This is a genomic window from Bacillus changyiensis (genome assembly GCF_027706145.1).
In the GTDB taxonomy this organism is placed as follows: Bacteria; Bacillota; Bacilli; order Bacillales; family Bacillaceae; genus Bacillus; species Bacillus changyiensis.
Map to the genome: position 1 here is coordinate 1312676 of NZ_JAQFWW010000001.1, position 16727 is coordinate 1329402.

A 16727-nucleotide genomic window follows, 5' to 3' on the forward strand; every position below is an offset into this window, starting at 1 on the left:
CAAAAAAATGAAACCGCTTTTTAAAAGCGGCTTCATTTTTTTGAATATCACTTTTCGAGCGGAACAACTGCATCATGAAGCAGCTGATTCAATGCTTTTAAATGCTTGACCTTTGTGACATCGTCCCAGTTCAGTTTATCTGCCATATATTCTGTAAGTTCATCTTTATAAGTCCGAACCCAATGAATATCAAAGAATAATGCACCAGTCCTCCGCACGAAAAAGTCTGCTGGAACAACAGCCATCTCTTCCTCAATTCCATAATCCATTTCCGCCAAAATATGAACAGGAACACAGCGCTTTGCAGCTTCTTCTTTCAGTAGGGTCATTCGTTCAAATAAACGGTCTGTATTAGAACCATATCTAGAAGCTATCTGTTTAGCCGCTTGTTTTGTTAATCCGACTGCAATCCCTTCGGCTACTTTCAGCTCAATAAAGTCCTCAAGGTGCTGAGAACCACCAATATGCCCTCCAGAAATCGGCAGTGTTTTTGTTTTGCATGGTCCGAAATCTCCATATCCCTCTTCCTTCAAACTAGTTCTGATCAGATCAACGATTTGTTCAGCCATTTTTCGATAACCTGTTAATTTACCTCCAGCAATTGTGATTAAACCAGAGGCAGAAGTCCAAATTTCATCCTTACGAGAAATCTCTGACGGATCTTTTCCTTCTTCGTGTATCAATGGTCTAAGCCCTGCCCAACTCGATTCTACATCATTAGCAGTCATATTTAACTCAGGGAACATATAACGGATCGCCTCAATCAGATAATCTCTGTCACTAGTCGTCATTCGTGGATGTTCGAGATCTTCGTTATAAACGGTATCTGTTGTTCCAACATATGCTTTACCATCCCTTGGGATAGCAAACACCATACGACCATCAGGTGTATCAAAATATACCGCTTGTTTTAACGGAAAGACTGACTGGTCAAACACAAGGTGGACCCCTTTCGTATGTTGAAGGTGTTTACCTTCTTTTGATTGATCTTTTTCCCGTAGGCGGTCTACCCATGGTCCTGTAGAATTGACAATTTTTTCAGCATAAACTTTGTATGTTTTCTTTGTGAAGACATCTTCAATGATGACACCGACGACTTTTCCATTTTCGTAAAGGAACTCACTTACCTTGGCATAGTTGACAGCTTCAGCTCCAAACTTAACCGCTTCTTTTAAGACTTCAATCGTTAATCTAGCATCATCTGTCCGATATTCGACATAATAACCTCCACCTTTTAAACCTTCCTTTTTGACAAGCGGTTCTTTTTTAAATGTCTCTTCGACGTTCAACATACTTCTACGTTCTGATGCTTTGACACCTGCTAAAAAGTCATAAACTCTAAGTCCAATCGATGTTGAGAATTTGCCAAAGGTTCCACCTTTATGCATTGGGAGAAGCATCCATTCAGGTGTTGTCACATGTGGGCCATTTTCGTAAACAATCGCCCGTTCTTTCCCAACTTCTGCAACCATTTTCACTTCAAACTGCTTTAAATAGCGAAGTCCTCCATGAACAAGCTTTGTCGAGCGGCTTGATGTACCTGCGGCAAAATCCTGCATTTCAAAAAGAGCGGTTTTCATTCCTCTTGAAGCGGCGTCCAAGGCTGTTCCAGCTCCTGTAATCCCCCCACCGACGATCAGCACATCATATTTCTGTTTTGTCATATTTGCAAGGATATTTTCCCGTTTACGACTTGAGAATAATGATTCCATTTCAAAGTCCTCCCTTGTTGTCCACGGTAAGAAAATAGAAAAAGAGACCACAAACAACCAAAGTAATCCCGCTACTTTGGTGTTGTGGTCTCTCCTCTTCTCCAACCGTTTCTATTAACTTATCAATATTGTAACATGACTGATTTTTATTTAAAAGCCATTGTTGCTTTAATGGCCTTCTGCCATCCGTTGTACAGGTTGTCACGCTCTTCTTTTTCCATTTTAGGTTCGAAGCGATGTTCCAACTTCCATTGATCTTTAATCTCTGAACGATCACTCCAGAAACCAACCGCGAGTCCTGCCAAATAAGCTGCACCAAGAGCTGTCGTCTCATTAATTTCCGGACGTTCAACTGGAACATCAAGAATATCTCCTTGAAATTCCATTAAGAAGTTATTTTTCACAGCGCCACCGTCAACACGTAATGTTTTGAGGGAAATACCTGAGTCTTCCTCCATTGCGTTAAGGACATCTTTTGTTTGATATGCAAGCGACTCCAGTGTTGCCCTGACAAAGTGCTCTTTTGTTGTACCTCGGGTCAAACCAAATACCGCTCCTCGCACATCGCTATCCCAATACGGTGTGCCTAAGCCGACAAATGCCGGAACCACATATACACCATCAGCGGATTCCACTCTTACAGCATAATTTTCACTATCTTTCGCTTCTTTAAACATTCTCAAGCCATCACGCAACCACTGAACAGCAGAGCCAGCAACAAACACACTTCCTTCAAGTGCATATTCAACCTTTCCATCAATACCCCAAGCGATTGTTGTCAGTAGCCCATGTTCTGACTTAATGGCTTTTTCGCCAGTGTTCATCAGCATAAAGCACCCTGTCCCATAGGTATTTTTCACCATACCTTCATCAAAACAGGCTTGACCGAATAACGCCGACTGTTGATCACCTGCCGCTCCGCCAATCGGAATGTTTTTCCCGAAGAAATGATAATCAACCGTTTCAGCATACACATGAGAGGAAGGTTTAACCTCAGGCAACATTGATTGTGGAATACCAAGAATATCAAGTAGCTCAACATCCCATTTCAAATCGTATATGTTAAACATCAATGTTCTTGAAGCATTTGAATAATCCGTTACATGAGCTTTGCCACCTGACATCTTCCAGATGAGCCAAGAATCGATCGTTCCAAAGAGCAAGTCACCATTTTCCGCTTTTTCTCTTGCTCCTTCTACATGATCCAAAATCCATTTCACCTTTGTGCCAGAAAAATATGAATCTATTAATAGTCCGGTTTTTTCTCTAAATGTATGCTCATAACCTTTATTTTTTAATTCCTCACATATTTCTGCCGATTGACGCGACTGCCAGACAATGGCGTTATAAACCGGCTTACCTGTATGTTTATCCCAAACAACGGTTGTCTCCCTTTGGTTTGTAATTCCGATTCCAGCTATTTGCCCGGCTTCAATACCTGATTCAGAAAGAACTGTCGCAATAACAGACAGAACCGTACCCCAGATTTCATTGGCGTTGTGTTCAACCCATCCCGGCTTCGGGAAATGTTGAGTAAATTCTTTTTGTGCAGTATAGACGATTTGACCTTCTTTATTAAAAAGAATCGCTCTTGTACTCGTTGTTCCCTGATCAAGAGATAAAATATATTGTTCCATTTATATGTCCCCCTATGTGTCTATTAAGCTTTAGAAATGAACCGAATTTCCCATCGTTTGTTTTTTCGTTTGAATATAAAATCCTAACAATACAACTAATAATACTACACTAACAATCCAAAAACTGCTTGTCATATGCCCTTTAAAGACAGCATTATAGAACACGCCTCCAAACGCTCCCCCAAGAATAGGCCCTAATACTGGAATCCATGAATATCCCCAATTAGATTCCCCTTTTCCGGGAATAGGTAAAACAAAATGGGCAATTCTTGGACCTAAATCACGTGCTGGATTAATCGCATATCCAGTTGTTCCCCCTAATGAAAGGCCGATTGCCACAATTAGAAACCCAACAATCAACGGATTGAGCCCTTCTGTAAATTTGTTAGCACCAATCGCCAAAATTCCAAGTACAAGAATAAAGGTTCCTAGTATTTCGCTAAACAAATTTGCAAAAGTGTTTTTAATCGCAGGTCCTGTTGAAAATACGCCAAGCTTCGCCCCTTCATCATCTGTTTCTTTCCAATGTGGTAAGTAATGAAGAAAAATAAGTACAGCACCTAAAAAGGCGCCTAACATTTGCGCTAAAATATAAGAAGGCACTTGTCCCCAAGGAAAATCTCCGACAAAAGCTAAGCCTACTGTGACTGCAGGATTCAAGTGCGCTCCACTAATGCCTCCAACGGCATATGCCGCCATTGCAACACCAAGACCCCAACCAAATACGATCACAATCCATCCTGATTGATGTGAAAGTGACTTCTTCAGATTCACACCTGCACAAACCCCAGCGCCAAATACGATGAGCAGCATTGTTCCAACAACTTCCCCCCAAAATGCTGTCAAGACCATCCCTCCTAAAATCTATTAATATGTGCTTCAAATGATGAACATGAATTGTTCACCGTTTACACTGCATAAAAGACCACAAAAAAACACAGCAAACCTTCTTTACATAAAATTGTAAAGAACTGCTGTGATCTCCAAGTCTCCATCACAATGTATTAACTTGGTAAGATCGTAACGTATTTTGAAAGCGTTGTCAATATTTTTTCACAATTTATTTTTTCTTTAATAATACTGTTTCCACAATTGAGTTTCAGAGGTTGTCACTGCAACAGCCCCAGCATCTAAAGCTTTTTTAACGTCTTTATCAGAGCGTATAAAACCGCCAGCAAAAATCGGAATACCCGTTCTTTCATGCACTTCCTTAATCAATTCAGGCACAACCCCGGGCAGAACCTCGATAAAATCAGGTCTATGTTTTTGTACCAATTCAATACTTTTCATCATTGCACTCGTATCAATTAAAAACATGCGCTGAATCGCATATACTTTCTTTTGTTTTGCTTTGGCAATCACACTTGATCTTGTCGACAAAATACCCGCTGGTTTCATTTCCTGACAAATAAACTCCGCTCCGTATTCATCATGCTTGATTCCTTGTATAAGATCAACATGAACAAGCATTTTTTTCCCCCGAAGTTTTGCAGCACTCATCACCCCTCCTAGATGTCCAAGGTGAATATCAAGAAGAACACCATATGTAAACGGGCTATCCAGAAAGATATCAAATTGCTTCATATTGCGCACAGCTGGTAAAATATTTTGATTGTGAAAACCCATGTTTCATCCCCTCACTTCTTATCATTTGTATCTCTAAATTCTCTCAAATCAAAAAGCAAAAAAGCATAGTTTTACCACAAGCGGTACTATAACGTTTTAATCATAAAGAACCTTCTTCTCATTTTCAATCAAATTTCGTCATATCATTGACAAAGATTGTTGGCTTCTTCTAAATTCCGACAGCATGTGGTAAACTATGAATTATCAATATTTCCCATCAAACAAAACTTCATCAACACTACATATCGATAAATAGACGAACAAAATAGACCGTCTGACGTTTTGGATCTATGCTCAAATAAACAAGAATTTACACACTAATCTACCTGAATAAAAATTACTAATAAGTCATTTACAAACAGCTTTCTGTCCTATATATTAGAAACATAGTAAAATTTTATAGTGAAAAACCTTGCTTATCACCATGGGTCTTACAACAACGTTATCAAGCAAGTTTTATTCCCCTGAAAGTTAGGGTATTCATTTTAAAAACAACAACCGGTCTAACCGGTTGTTTTGCATCATAAGGAGGAAAAATGAACAGACTTAAGACCCTTTTTGTTTTATCAAGTATCCTAATTATCACATGTTCTTGTCAGCAGCAATCAGTCGAACCTCAAAAGGAAAAGATCAGCACTCATCAGGATATGATGTTAAGAGACATTAAAAAAGGCGCTTTTATCGTTAGTTTTTCTAACATGTTAAACAGCGGTAGTGAGTTTGCAGTATATCAAGAAGATGGTGCAATACAGGACCAGATCACATTAAAAGATCACACCGATTTGAATTCATCTGCGTCTAATCAAGACTATACCTTTTTTGCGTCAAATAGAAGTAACGACCATATTAAGATAAACAATAAAACTGGAAAGCTTGACAAGATCAATGAGAAAAGCTTGTCTAAGAAAACGGAAGATGAAGGTGCAATCTTTATTAATACTTCAGGAAATTATGTTTTACATGATATAAACATCGGTAATACAGGTGACGGTTTACACGGTGAACTTGTTTATTGGAACAGCAAGATGAAAAAGAAAAACCATTTAATCATAAGTGGTGAGATTGTTTCCGCACAAATAGTTGGTCAAAAGATTTACGCCATTACTAATAAAGATGATCATATGTCCATCGTACTCATCAATTCAAAAACAAACAAACCGGAAATAAAAAAACGGATTCCTAATGAAAAAATTTATTTTCTGAATAAAAAAGACGGATTCCAAGTACTTGATGAACAAACCTTTATGCTAGCAGTAAATGACCAAGTAGAACAGAACCAAAAATCGAAAATATTACTGATAGATCAAGAGACTTTAAAAACAAAAAGAGAAATCAAAATGGAGAAAGGATTTTTCCCTACAAAATTAAAACGAATAAAAGATGAGGTTGTTGCTGTTTCAAGCAATGGAAAAGTAACCGTTTTTGATCATTTATTCCATAAAAAACGATCATTTAAAGTTTTCACAGGCAATGATGACTTTTCACTAGAAGATGTGAAAATAAATGATCACAATGTCTATGCGTTAACAAAAAGATTTAAAAGAGATAAGCACCATCTGATTGGAAACATCATTTCTTACAACTTAAAATCAGGAAAAAAAGAGAACACGACACCTTTAAAAGCAAATCAGGATTGGGATGTTGCTCGTTTTCAATTATTGCCCAATAAATAAGTACGAAAAAGGCGGACCTTAGCGGTTCCGCCTTTCACTTTACTGAGAGACTTTCTGAATAAGTTGTTCCAATTCCATTTCCGCCATGGATTCTAAGCGATGGTCATATTGTTCAAAAAACAGACTTTTTGTCACCTTATTCGGAACAATTACACATTTCATTCCTGCCCGTTTTGCCGCTATTGAACCGTTGACAGAGTCTTCAAATGCAAGACATTCCTCAGGCTTTACGGCTAAACAAGTAGCTGTCTGCAAATAAAGCTCTGGATTCGGTTTGACTTCTTTTACATCATCAGCTGTTTTAATACACTCAAAATCATCATAAAGCCCAATTTGCTTTAAATGCTGTGTGACCCACTTATAATCTGAACTTGAGGCCAGACCAATTTTTAAATCAAGCTCTTTTGCCGCTGTTATGTAAGCTTCAACCCCAGCTCGCGGTTTTTCATTTTCCATCCTTTTTAAAAAGCGCTCTTTTCGAGTATTTGTTAGTACATCATGATCCAACTTGGTTTGTAATTGCTCTTCTAAATAAGAAAATGGCTCAAATCCAGCAGCCGTCCCAATCACTTTCCCCCAAACAGACATTGGAAGATCTGAGCCGTGCTCTTGAAAGATCTCTTGAAGCACTTCATAATCATGGGTTTCTGTATCTAAGATCAGACCATCAAAATCAAAGATTATCGCTTTTATCATTCCGCTATGTCCAACTCCTTTTGCCTTTTTGCACATTTATTGTATCCTTCCTAGCACCCCCAAGCAAGTTCATCAGTATCAGTCCAACTGATGAACTAAGGCAGGGGCAACAAGACAACAATAGACTCACTCCTTGTTAGTATGTACAATAATGAAGATACTAACGAAGGAGAAGGACAATCTTACATCACTTGGCTGTCCATATAGAAATCAGCAGATCTTAAAGGAAAATTCAGGCCACATTCATTTAACTTATGACAATTTTTATCGAAAAGATGGCGATCTTTTAACCCCCATTGACGAGTTGACTTTGTTAATAATGTGTGTATAATTTGAAGGCTAGTCATAATCTGAAATGCTTCATCCAAAGTTCCATTGTAATGCAATTCTTTAAAATCAAGAGTGCCCATCTGTTTCAACTCATCAATTTTTTGATCATTAAAATAAGTTGAAAACACTTGATAAAGATCAGAAGCAAGTTCCTCAATATAGATTTCCTGTTCTTCTGTTGCTGCTTTAACAATACGCACACATATCACCCTTTACTGTAATCTCTTCCAACAGAATATCATACAAAAATACAGGGCAGTGAAGGTAAGTGTTTCCTTATGGCTGAATTGCTTTTTAGAGAAAGGAGTAGTTAAAATGCACCAAGAAAATAACAAATTAACATTCCAATTTCAGAACGAAAATAATGGTGAACATTTGTTTGCATTTTTAAAAAAAGTAACGAAAGCTTCAAAGCCGGTCATTCAATACTGGACCCAACATCAAAAAATAAAAATAAACCAAAAAACGGAAACCCAAAACCTATTATTAAAAAGTGGGGATACAATTGAAATCGACCTTAGGGAGAATGAAGAAAGTGACTTTATTCCTGAATACGGCGAATGTTCCGTGTTGTTTGAGGACGAACATATACTTATTGTCAATAAACCGCCTGGTATCGCAACACATCCAAATGACAAAGGACAGACAGGAACATTAAGCAACATCATTGCATTTTATTATCAAGCAAATGGGGAAAAACGAAAAGTCCGTCATATTCACCGCCTTGATAAAGACACGAGTGGTGCAATCGTATTTGCAAAACATCGCCTTGCTCAGATTATTTTAGATGAGCAGCTTGAAAGAAAAGAGCTATCGAGAACATATATTGCCATCGCCAAAGGTAAATTTAAAAAACAAACAGGGACCATTCATCATGCCATCGGTAGAGACAGGCATCATCCTGTCAGAAGAAGGGTTTCTCCAACCGGAAAATCGGCCATTACCCATTATGTTATAAAAGGCTATCAACAAAAAAACAACATTTCTTTATGTGAACTTCAGCTTGAAACAGGAAGAACCCATCAAATCCGTGTTCATCTTGCAAACCTTGGTCATCCTTTATTAGGAGATACACTTTACGGAGGTTCAACAAAACTTTTTCAAAGGCAAGCATTGCACGCCGCAAAAATTAGAGTCACTCATCCGATCACAGGAGAAAAACTGGTCGTCAAGGCACCAATGCCAGACGATTTAAAAGTGGTGACTGAGCAATTGTTTGGAAAAGTAAAAATCTAGTCCAAAAAAATGAAACAAGTGAAGAAACATGTGTTGTGTTTCTTCACTTGCATTAAAAGGAGTTGGTGGATGCCTGCTATTATTGTGGGCTAATGCCACTATTCGGGAACTCGACATTGACTTTGTCGAAGCCTTGCAAAGAAAACCTAGTACTGATTTTTCAGTGCGCTCATTATATTTTAACACTCTTTCCCAATTGTATGTTTGTTCTCTCTGTTTTTAACTAAGACTAGTAATTGTGCTGCAAATGCCAGCACAACTAAAGCTGTACCAGCAAAAGGCAATTCAGAAGGTGCTAGTCCTGTTAGCATAGCAAGGCCTCCTAGTGATGAACCGACTGCACTGCCTAGATAATTAGCAGAACTATTTAAAGCGACAGCAGCAGCACCGTGTTGAGGCTGTGCTTCTAATAATAAGTGCTGTTGCGGAGCTTGTGAAGCCCATCCCGTTGCACCCCATAATAGAAAAGGTAAAAATCCTAATATAGAAATATGAATTGTAAATGGCAAACTAAATAAGGCGATTGCTAGAATGGCTAGAATCAAAGCCATCAGCAAAGCTGGCCGTCCAGTACGGTCAATTAAAGTACCAATTGAAAAGCTGCCAATAATACCTCCAACTCCCCAAACCCATAAATAAGGTGTTATTTCATTAATTGATGCCAAGTTTTGTAAGATAGATGCTACATAAGTATATAAACCGAGGCTGGCAACACTCGTCATAAACGTAATTCCTACAATGATTGACACCCGTTTATTGGTCATCATTTTAAATCTTTCTCGTAATGAAGGAGGAGCAGAAGCCGCAAGATGAGGAAACCAGATGACGATTCCAAGCATAGCGACAAAACCAATCACACTAATTAAACCTAATGTTCCTTGCCAACTTAAATGTTTTGCAATCATCAATCCCACAGGAACTCCTATGACTGTCCCCATGCTCATACCCCCAAGAATCATCCCAAGCGCACGGCCTCTTTTTTCTTGAGAAACAAGAGCAGCAGCAGCTGCGGCTGCTAAAGGTGAATAAAGCCCTGCTCCAATACCTGCTACTGCTCGAGATACAAGAAGAACAGTAAAATTTGGAGATAGAGCACTAATGCCATTGGCAATTGTAAATAAACCAAGAGCAAACAACAACACTTTACGTACAGGCTTTCCAGCCAATATTGTTGCAAAAATAGGAGCTGCTAAGGCGTAAAAGAGCGTAAAAACACTTACAGCCTGTCCCGCTTGTGAGTCATTGATATGAAAAGTTGCACTGATATCTGGCAGTAAACCTGCTACAACATAGGCATCAAAACCTAGTGTAAACATCCCTATAGTGAGAAGAAGTACTTTTTGCATGACACCCTCCATGTTCTTTAAGACTATGTTTTGTTTATCCTAAACGTTCATAATCCTTTTCATCTTGATAAATCTCCCGTTTGTTGCCGATTACATATTTTACAGGACCAATCGCTTTAGCCTCATACTCTATCGTATTTAATAAACGTTGTAATTGTAAAGCAGTTTGAATTCCAGGAAATTGTTGAGAAGGTTTTGTCCTATTCAACACATATTCCACAACATCCTTTACTAACTTTATCAATTTACGGATCGTATGAAGTTCTGGATCATTGTCTTGGTCAGTCGTTTTCATTTCAAGCAATGTATGTTCACCAGTTGGTGTCTTCTCCCAAATTCGAAGGTAATCAATATCCCACACAGGTGTATCAAACACCATCGTCACATAAACCAGTCTATTTTGAGGAGAAGCAAATACCATGTCAACTTCACGTTTTCTGACAATATTCACAAAACTACTATATCCTGTAACTACAGCTTCCTCAAGATACCCATTGACCATAACACTATCAAGGATTTCAGATCCTGAAATAGAGAAATCGGAACGAACACCTTGAATCCCCATAAGCTTTAACTCAGAGTATGGTGCACAAATCCACTGAACAAGATCTAAAGGATGAATGACTTCACTGATGACACCAGCAGTTGGCCTATGGTCATTAATTCTATCTTTCCCCCAACAAAAATTCGCACGAACTAGACGTAAATGATGCTGTTCAACATACTTTTTTAAAGCTATCGTTGCATCAGAGTATCTTTCTACAACATCTAAACAAAAACCTGATATATTTTTCAAATGACTTTCTAAAGCTACTAAGTCGTTATGTGGTTGAGTTAACGGTTTTTCACAAATAATAAAACCTGTGTAGTCATTCAATTCTTTTATAATCTCAGCATGATTTTCATCATTTACACTGATGACTACAACTTCAGGTTTAAACTGGTGAATAGCAGAATTAACATCTTTAAAGTAAGGAATATCATTGCGCTTTTTTGTTCGATTCACATATGCAATATTGATTTTTTGATCTAACTTTATGCTTATTTGTGTAAAAGCCTGAAGAAACCTTGTTCCAGCATAACCTAATCCAATAATTAAGACATTCATCACATCATGCCCCTCCTACACTATAGTTCTTTAAATAGAAGATCTTCTCCAGAGTTCTCAAACCCGAGTTTTATATAAAGATCTTTTGCCATTGGTGTTGTTTGCAAGACAATCTTTTCGACATGATGACGTTTGAACCAATCGAAACAATAGTTCATGACACTTTCAGCAATTCCTTTTCGTCGTTCTCCAGGGTCTACTACAACAGTCTGAATCCATCCGCTTTTACCATTTAAACAGCCTGTCATAGGGGCACGAACATCGATAATACCAATCGCACAAGCTACTATCTTTAATTGGTCAGGATCATTTGCTACAGCGACTAAGATTCGATCATGTTCATTCATATTCTTGAGAAGCCATGTCCGATAGTTTTTTTGCCATGCAAGATCTTCTTCATGCGATTTAGATACATAATGACCGTCGCCCTCAGAGAGAAGAATCTTTCTAAGATCAATCAGCCTGTCAATGTCACCAGATTCAGCTTTTCTTATTAAGTATTTCATCATCTTACCCCTCTATTATTCAGACAAGATTTAAATCCAAAGACTTATTAGAAGCAATGTCAAAATAATCGAATACTTCTTGTAAAGCCTGTGTTAACTGGAGAATCTGTTTTTCCGTATGATTCGGTGTGACATTCACTCTAAACCGCTCAGTACCAATTGGGACAGTTGGTGAATTAATTGGTTGTAAGTAGACATGATGTCGTGTTAATAAACGTTGGGAAGCCATTTTGCATTTTTCTGCATCACCTATTAATACAGGAAGAATGTGAGTTTCACTAGATTTCATAATTGGAATACCTGCTTGATCAAGAGATTTCCGAAGGAGCTCTGTCTTTTTATGTAGTTCGTTTCTCTCTTTATCAGAGGTTTTTAAATGTTCAATACTTGCATAACATGCTGCTACTATGGCAGGAGGAAGAGATGTAGTAAAAATAAAACCAGACGCAAAAGATCGAATCCCATCAATTAACAATGCTGAACCGGTAATGTAACCACCTATAACACCTATTCCTTTAGCCATTGTTCCTTGAATAATATCAATATCCTCACTAACACCACGCTCTGCAGCAACTCCAGCGCCACGTGGTCCGTACATTCCAATAGCATGCACTTCATCTAAAAATGTCAAAGCATGATATTTTTTTGCAAGATCAACGATTTTTTCAATTGGAGAAGTATCTCCATCCATTGAATAAATCGATTCAAATACAATGATTTTGGGACGATTTAGGGGTTGAGCAGCCAATAACTCTTCAAGATGTTCAACATCATTATGCCTAAAAATCAGACGTTCAGCCTTTGTACTACGTATCCCATTAATAATAGAAGCATGATTTAATTGGTCAGAAATAACTAGACTATCAGGAAATAGACGGAGCAAACATTGTAATGTGGCATCATTTGAACTATATCCTGTTGGAAAAACAAGAGCAGCCTCTTTGTTATGCCAGTCAGCCAGTGAAGATTCAAGTAATGAATAATGAAAATGAGTCCCACCTATGTTTCGCGATCCCCCAGATCCTGCACCATACAACCTTATAGCCTCATGCATTGCATGAGTAACGGCTGGATGCTGAGACATGCCTAAATAGTCGTTGCTACACCATACTACAATAGGCTCACTATCTTGTTTTCCATCCAAATATGCTAAAGGGTACTGTCCACACATCCTATTAAGTGTTATAAATTCACGATACTGTCCATGTTTCTTTAAAGATTCCAACTTAGTGTTAACCATTTCTGTATACATTACAATTCCACCCCATTTTTTGAGTATAATGCAAATCAACTGGTTATTCTGTAGCGGTATCCATTTTAAAAAACGCTCCATCATAGTATTTGTGGTGATTTTAGACTATAACTATCTTTTATAGCATAATGTACCTCCTAAGAAAAAAGTTTACATGTAAATTTTATGCTTTCAATTAATATATGACAATATGTCTTTATATTCATATTTAAATAAAACTTTTATATAAAACTAAAAAATAAATTAAAATGGCATTTTATTATAGTATTGTCTTTATATTTAATAAATATCATTTCTATAATTGATATTTCAAGAAAATAAAAATAGATATTTGGTGTTTGATGTATGGTTTGAATCAAATCGAACTTTTGACCATACAATTTACAAGGAGGGATATGAAATGAAAGCGCTCATACATGATAAAATAAGTGGTATTAAAGGATTAAAATATGGAGAGTTCCCCTGAAGGACGCCCCGGTTATGATGAAGTAAAAGTAAGATTAAAAACTGCAGGCTTAAATCATAGAGATTTGTTTGTTTTGAAGAATCGAAATATTCATGCCCCGCCTTTAATCCCTGGTTCTGATGGTGCCGGAGTGATAGAAGAAATTGGTGAAGGTGTTACACACCTGACTAAAAACACAGAAGTTATCATCAATCCTTGTTTGGACTGGGAATTGGCTCATCATTTACCACAAGCACCTCATATTATTGGCGGTCCTTTAAATGGTACACTCTGCGAATTTTTGATTATTCCTGCTGTAAATGCGGTTAAAAAACCTGCTGATCTTTCATGGGAAGAAGCTGGTGTTTTAAGTTTATCAGCATTAACGGCTTACCGAGCACTTTTCACAAAAGGAGAGTTAAAAAAAGGTGACCATGTTTTTATCCCCGGAATAGGAGGTGGTGTAGCTACTTATGCGATGTTAATGGCAAAAGCCATCGGAGCAAAGGTAAGTGTCACATCACGGAAAGAAGAAAAAAGAAAGTTGGCAAAAAAGTACGGGGCTGATGACTGTTTCGATAGCAGCAAAGAATGGAAAGAAAACTTTCGTGATCAAAAAGTCAATATGATTTTGGATAGTATTGGTCCAGCATTCTTTCCTAAATATTTTGATATATTGAAACCAAATGGACGCATTATAACCTTTGGAGCAAGTTCTGGTGATAAAATCGAAATACCTCTGCGTTCTTTATTTTATCCACAGATCAGTATCATTGGTACATCAATGGGTAGCAGAGAAGAGTTTTATCAGATGATTGCTTTTTTAGAGCATTATTCAATCAAACCAATTATTGATACAGTATATCCGTTAGAGGAAGCTGTGAACGCTTTGACTAGATTAAATCAAGGAGAACAATTTGGTAATATATGCGTTTTGATATAGTATGTCCATGAAGAAAACTCAACTATACAAGATCAAAAACAATGAGAATGGCATGAAAATTGCCATTCTCATTCTTTAATCGGAAGTTCTAACTTAACTTGTGTACCTTTTCCTTCCTCACTTTGAAAATGAATATGTCCTCCATGGTTCTCAATAATTTTAAAAGTAACCATTAAACCAAGACCTGTTCCTTTGTCCTTTGTTGTGTAAAATGGTTCTCCCAGTTTTTTAAGCACTTCTTTCGGGATTCCTTTTCCTTGATCATTAAAGATAATCACTACTTTGCCATTTTCCTGATATGATTGGATTGAGATGACACCTTCAGTATGTTCCATTGCCTCAAACGCATTTTTTAAAATGTTAAGAAACACCTGCTTTAGTTCATTTGAAACAGCATGAATTCCGGGAAGTTTCTCACATAACGTTTTCTTAATTTGCACATTTTTAAGAGACGCCTGGGATTCCAAAATCATACAAACATCTTCAATAATTGTATTCACTTGTACCAAATCAAAAGTAGCTGATTTCGTTTTTGCTAAAACAAGAAATTCATTGATAATTGATTCCAACCTAATAAATTCAGACATCATGACTTCCGCATAATCTTTCTGATATTTTTTGGATTGAATCATAAGCTGTAAAAAGCCTTTTAAAGATGTAAGCGGATTGCGAATTTCATGGGCAATGCCTGCAGCAAGTTGCCCAATAGCTGATAACATCTCCGATTTCATTAACATTTTTTCAGAACGTTTCTGATTTGTAATGTCTTCTGAAATTCTCATCACCTGTTGAACGATCCCCGTATGATCTTCCACAGGAATCAGTGAAACTTGTTCCCACTTGTCAACTCCTTCATCATCCTGGTAATGGAGCTCACCTGACCAGGCTTTATTCTTTACAACATCTTCCCAATGAACGGATAGTTCACTGCAAACACGATGTTTTTCATTGAATGTAAATACGTTTTCACCAATAATTTCAAACTCTTCTTTGCCAATCATCTCACAAAAACGTTTATTTACATATTGGACATTCCCGCTAGTGGAAGCAATTAAAATATTTGTCGGACTCTGATCCACCACTTGTGAGCTAATGCGTAAAGCTTCATTTGTCATTTTTAACTCAGTCATATTAAAAAACGTGACAATAATTCCTTTTATGACATCATTAGTATCGTATGGTGTCATTTCGACAGCATACCAATCACCGTTTAATGACTCAAGTTCCTTATGTACAGTTTCTCTTCCACAAAGTACCCTTTTTAAATCTTGAACAAATTCGTCATGCTTGAGACGGCTTGTTAATACATGAATTGATCCAGCAATTTCTGATTTCTTTAGTCGAAAAAGCTTTGTTGCCTCTGGTGTTAAATATTTCATATTCAAATGTTGATCCAAAAATACGGCTGCAACGTTTGTATGATCCAAAAGGCTGTACATATCACTTTTAATTTCAGTTAATTCGCCAATTTTTTTTTCGAATTTCTCATTGATTGTCCTTAATTCCCTGTTTGACCGAAGGAGTTGCTGATTTTTACGGGTGAGCTTTTGATTAGATACTTCAAGTTCCTTTATCTTCCGGCAAAGGGATTGAATTGTATCATTCGTTTGACTAACGCTATTTTCAGATAGGAGCAACCTTTTTTCTTCAGCTTTTTGTTTATTTTCAATAAAAAGCACATAAAGTTTTTGATATTGACGAAGAAAACGGATTAGTTTTAAATTAATCAAAAAAAGCTTTCCCCCTAAATAAACGGGTAGATTTTTAAATACAACTTCTCTTTTTCCATTTCTTAATCGCTGTAAAGCTGTGTTGATAGGAAAAGACAAACCAGAAGGGAAAATATGATCTATGTTTCCTTTTTGGTTCTTTAAATATTGACCGGCATTTTTTGAGGAAGTGACAATTTCCCCCTTATCATTCAAGATCAGACACGGAAATAAATATTGATCAACTAACGAGAGATAGATGTCATCCATTTTATACCATTCACTTAGTTGATGGATTTTTTTGTACGCATCCGATTTTACATTTTGAGTAAATAATTCTGACATTTTTTCAATCATTTCACTTGAGACCAGCATAAAAATCCTCCTTTTCCAAGTGCAAAATTCAAAAGTGGAAACACCTACTACTATTCACAAAATATAGATGGGATCGACGGCTAATAGATTCTGGAGGAAGAGTCTTTCACAGGTCACGCAGAGGCAACAAAAT

General features: G+C 37.2%; 13 protein-coding genes and 1 pseudogene. 3 read left to right on the forward strand and 11 right to left on the reverse strand.

Translation table 11 applies throughout. The features are described from left to right. Nucleotides 1-47: 47 nt before the first annotated feature. From PDT38_RS06840 to PDT38_RS06855, 4 genes are all read right to left on the reverse strand, one after another. Nucleotides 48-1712: a glycerol-3-phosphate dehydrogenase/oxidase gene (locus PDT38_RS06840; RefSeq protein ID WP_270799994.1), complete on the reverse strand. Its 1665-nt coding sequence runs from the start codon at nt 1710-1712 to the stop codon at nt 48-50. A 146-nt stretch (nt 1713-1858) separates the two neighbouring features. Further along, entirely contained in the window at nt 1859-3349 is a 1491-nt protein-coding gene (gene glpK / locus PDT38_RS06845; protein WP_270799996.1) for a glycerol kinase GlpK, read from the reverse strand. A 30-nt stretch (nt 3350-3379) separates the two neighbouring features. Next, entirely contained in the window at nt 3380-4195 is an 816-nt protein-coding gene (locus tag PDT38_RS06850; protein ID WP_270799999.1) for an MIP/aquaporin family protein, read from the reverse strand. 225 nt (nt 4196-4420) lie between these two features. Beyond that, nucleotides 4421-4975, reverse strand: a complete 555-nt coding sequence (locus tag PDT38_RS06855; RefSeq protein ID WP_270800001.1) for a glycerol-3-phosphate responsive antiterminator — start codon at nt 4973-4975, stop codon at nt 4421-4423. 536 nt (nt 4976-5511) lie between these two features. Here PDT38_RS06855 and PDT38_RS06860 point away from each other — a divergent pair. Beyond that, the gene (locus PDT38_RS06860) at nt 5512-6648 is read left to right on the forward strand and encodes a hypothetical protein (protein WP_270800003.1); all 1137 of its coding nucleotides are present in this window, start codon (nt 5512-5514) and stop codon (nt 6646-6648) included. A gap of 39 nt (nt 6649-6687) precedes the next feature. On the opposite strand, the gene PDT38_RS06865 is transcribed toward PDT38_RS06860, so the two are convergent. Both PDT38_RS06865 and PDT38_RS06870 read right to left on the reverse strand, forming a co-directional pair. Further along, a complete protein-coding gene (locus PDT38_RS06865) occupies nt 6688-7344 on the reverse strand; it encodes an HAD family hydrolase (protein ID WP_270800158.1) in 657 nt (218 codons plus the stop codon). A gap of 182 nt (nt 7345-7526) precedes the next feature. Next, nucleotides 7527-7883: a DUF5365 family protein gene (locus PDT38_RS06870; RefSeq protein WP_394356227.1), complete on the reverse strand. Its 357-nt coding sequence runs from the start codon at nt 7881-7883 to the stop codon at nt 7527-7529. A gap of 106 nt (nt 7884-7989) precedes the next feature. On the opposite strand from PDT38_RS06870, the gene PDT38_RS06875 reads away from it, so the two are divergent. After that, a complete protein-coding gene (locus tag PDT38_RS06875) occupies nt 7990-8910 on the forward strand; it encodes an RluA family pseudouridine synthase (protein WP_270800007.1) in 921 nt (306 codons plus the stop codon). 179 nt (nt 8911-9089) lie between these two features. On the opposite strand, the gene PDT38_RS06880 is transcribed toward PDT38_RS06875, so the two are convergent. From PDT38_RS06880 to hemA, 4 genes are read right to left on the reverse strand one after another with little or no spacing between them, the layout of a single operon-like run. Next, on the reverse strand, nt 9090-10256 hold the full coding sequence (locus tag PDT38_RS06880; protein ID WP_270800008.1) for an MFS transporter: 1167 nt from the start codon (nt 10254-10256) through the stop codon (nt 9090-9092). Between the two features lie 34 nt (nt 10257-10290). Next, nucleotides 10291-11364: a Gfo/Idh/MocA family oxidoreductase gene (locus PDT38_RS06885; protein WP_270800160.1), complete on the reverse strand. Its 1074-nt coding sequence runs from the start codon at nt 11362-11364 to the stop codon at nt 10291-10293. Nucleotides 11365-11384: 20 nt separating this feature from the next. Then, a complete protein-coding gene (locus tag PDT38_RS06890) occupies nt 11385-11870 on the reverse strand; it encodes a GNAT family N-acetyltransferase (RefSeq protein WP_270800009.1) in 486 nt (161 codons plus the stop codon). A 19-nt stretch (nt 11871-11889) separates the two neighbouring features. Then, nucleotides 11890-13122 (reverse strand): 5-aminolevulinate synthase, encoded by a 1233-nt coding sequence (gene hemA, locus PDT38_RS06895; protein ID WP_270800011.1) that lies wholly within the window; start codon nt 13120-13122, stop codon nt 11890-11892. 400 nt (nt 13123-13522) lie between these two features. Here hemA and PDT38_RS06900 point away from each other — a divergent pair. Further along, a pseudogene (locus tag PDT38_RS06900) lies at nt 13523-14510 on the forward strand (zinc-binding dehydrogenase). A 68-nt stretch (nt 14511-14578) separates the two neighbouring features. Here the strand turns inward: PDT38_RS06900 and PDT38_RS06905 are convergent. Next, on the reverse strand, nt 14579-16594 hold the full coding sequence (locus PDT38_RS06905; protein ID WP_270800013.1) for an ATP-binding protein: 2016 nt from the start codon (nt 16592-16594) through the stop codon (nt 14579-14581). Nucleotides 16595-16727: the final 133 nt, after the last annotated feature.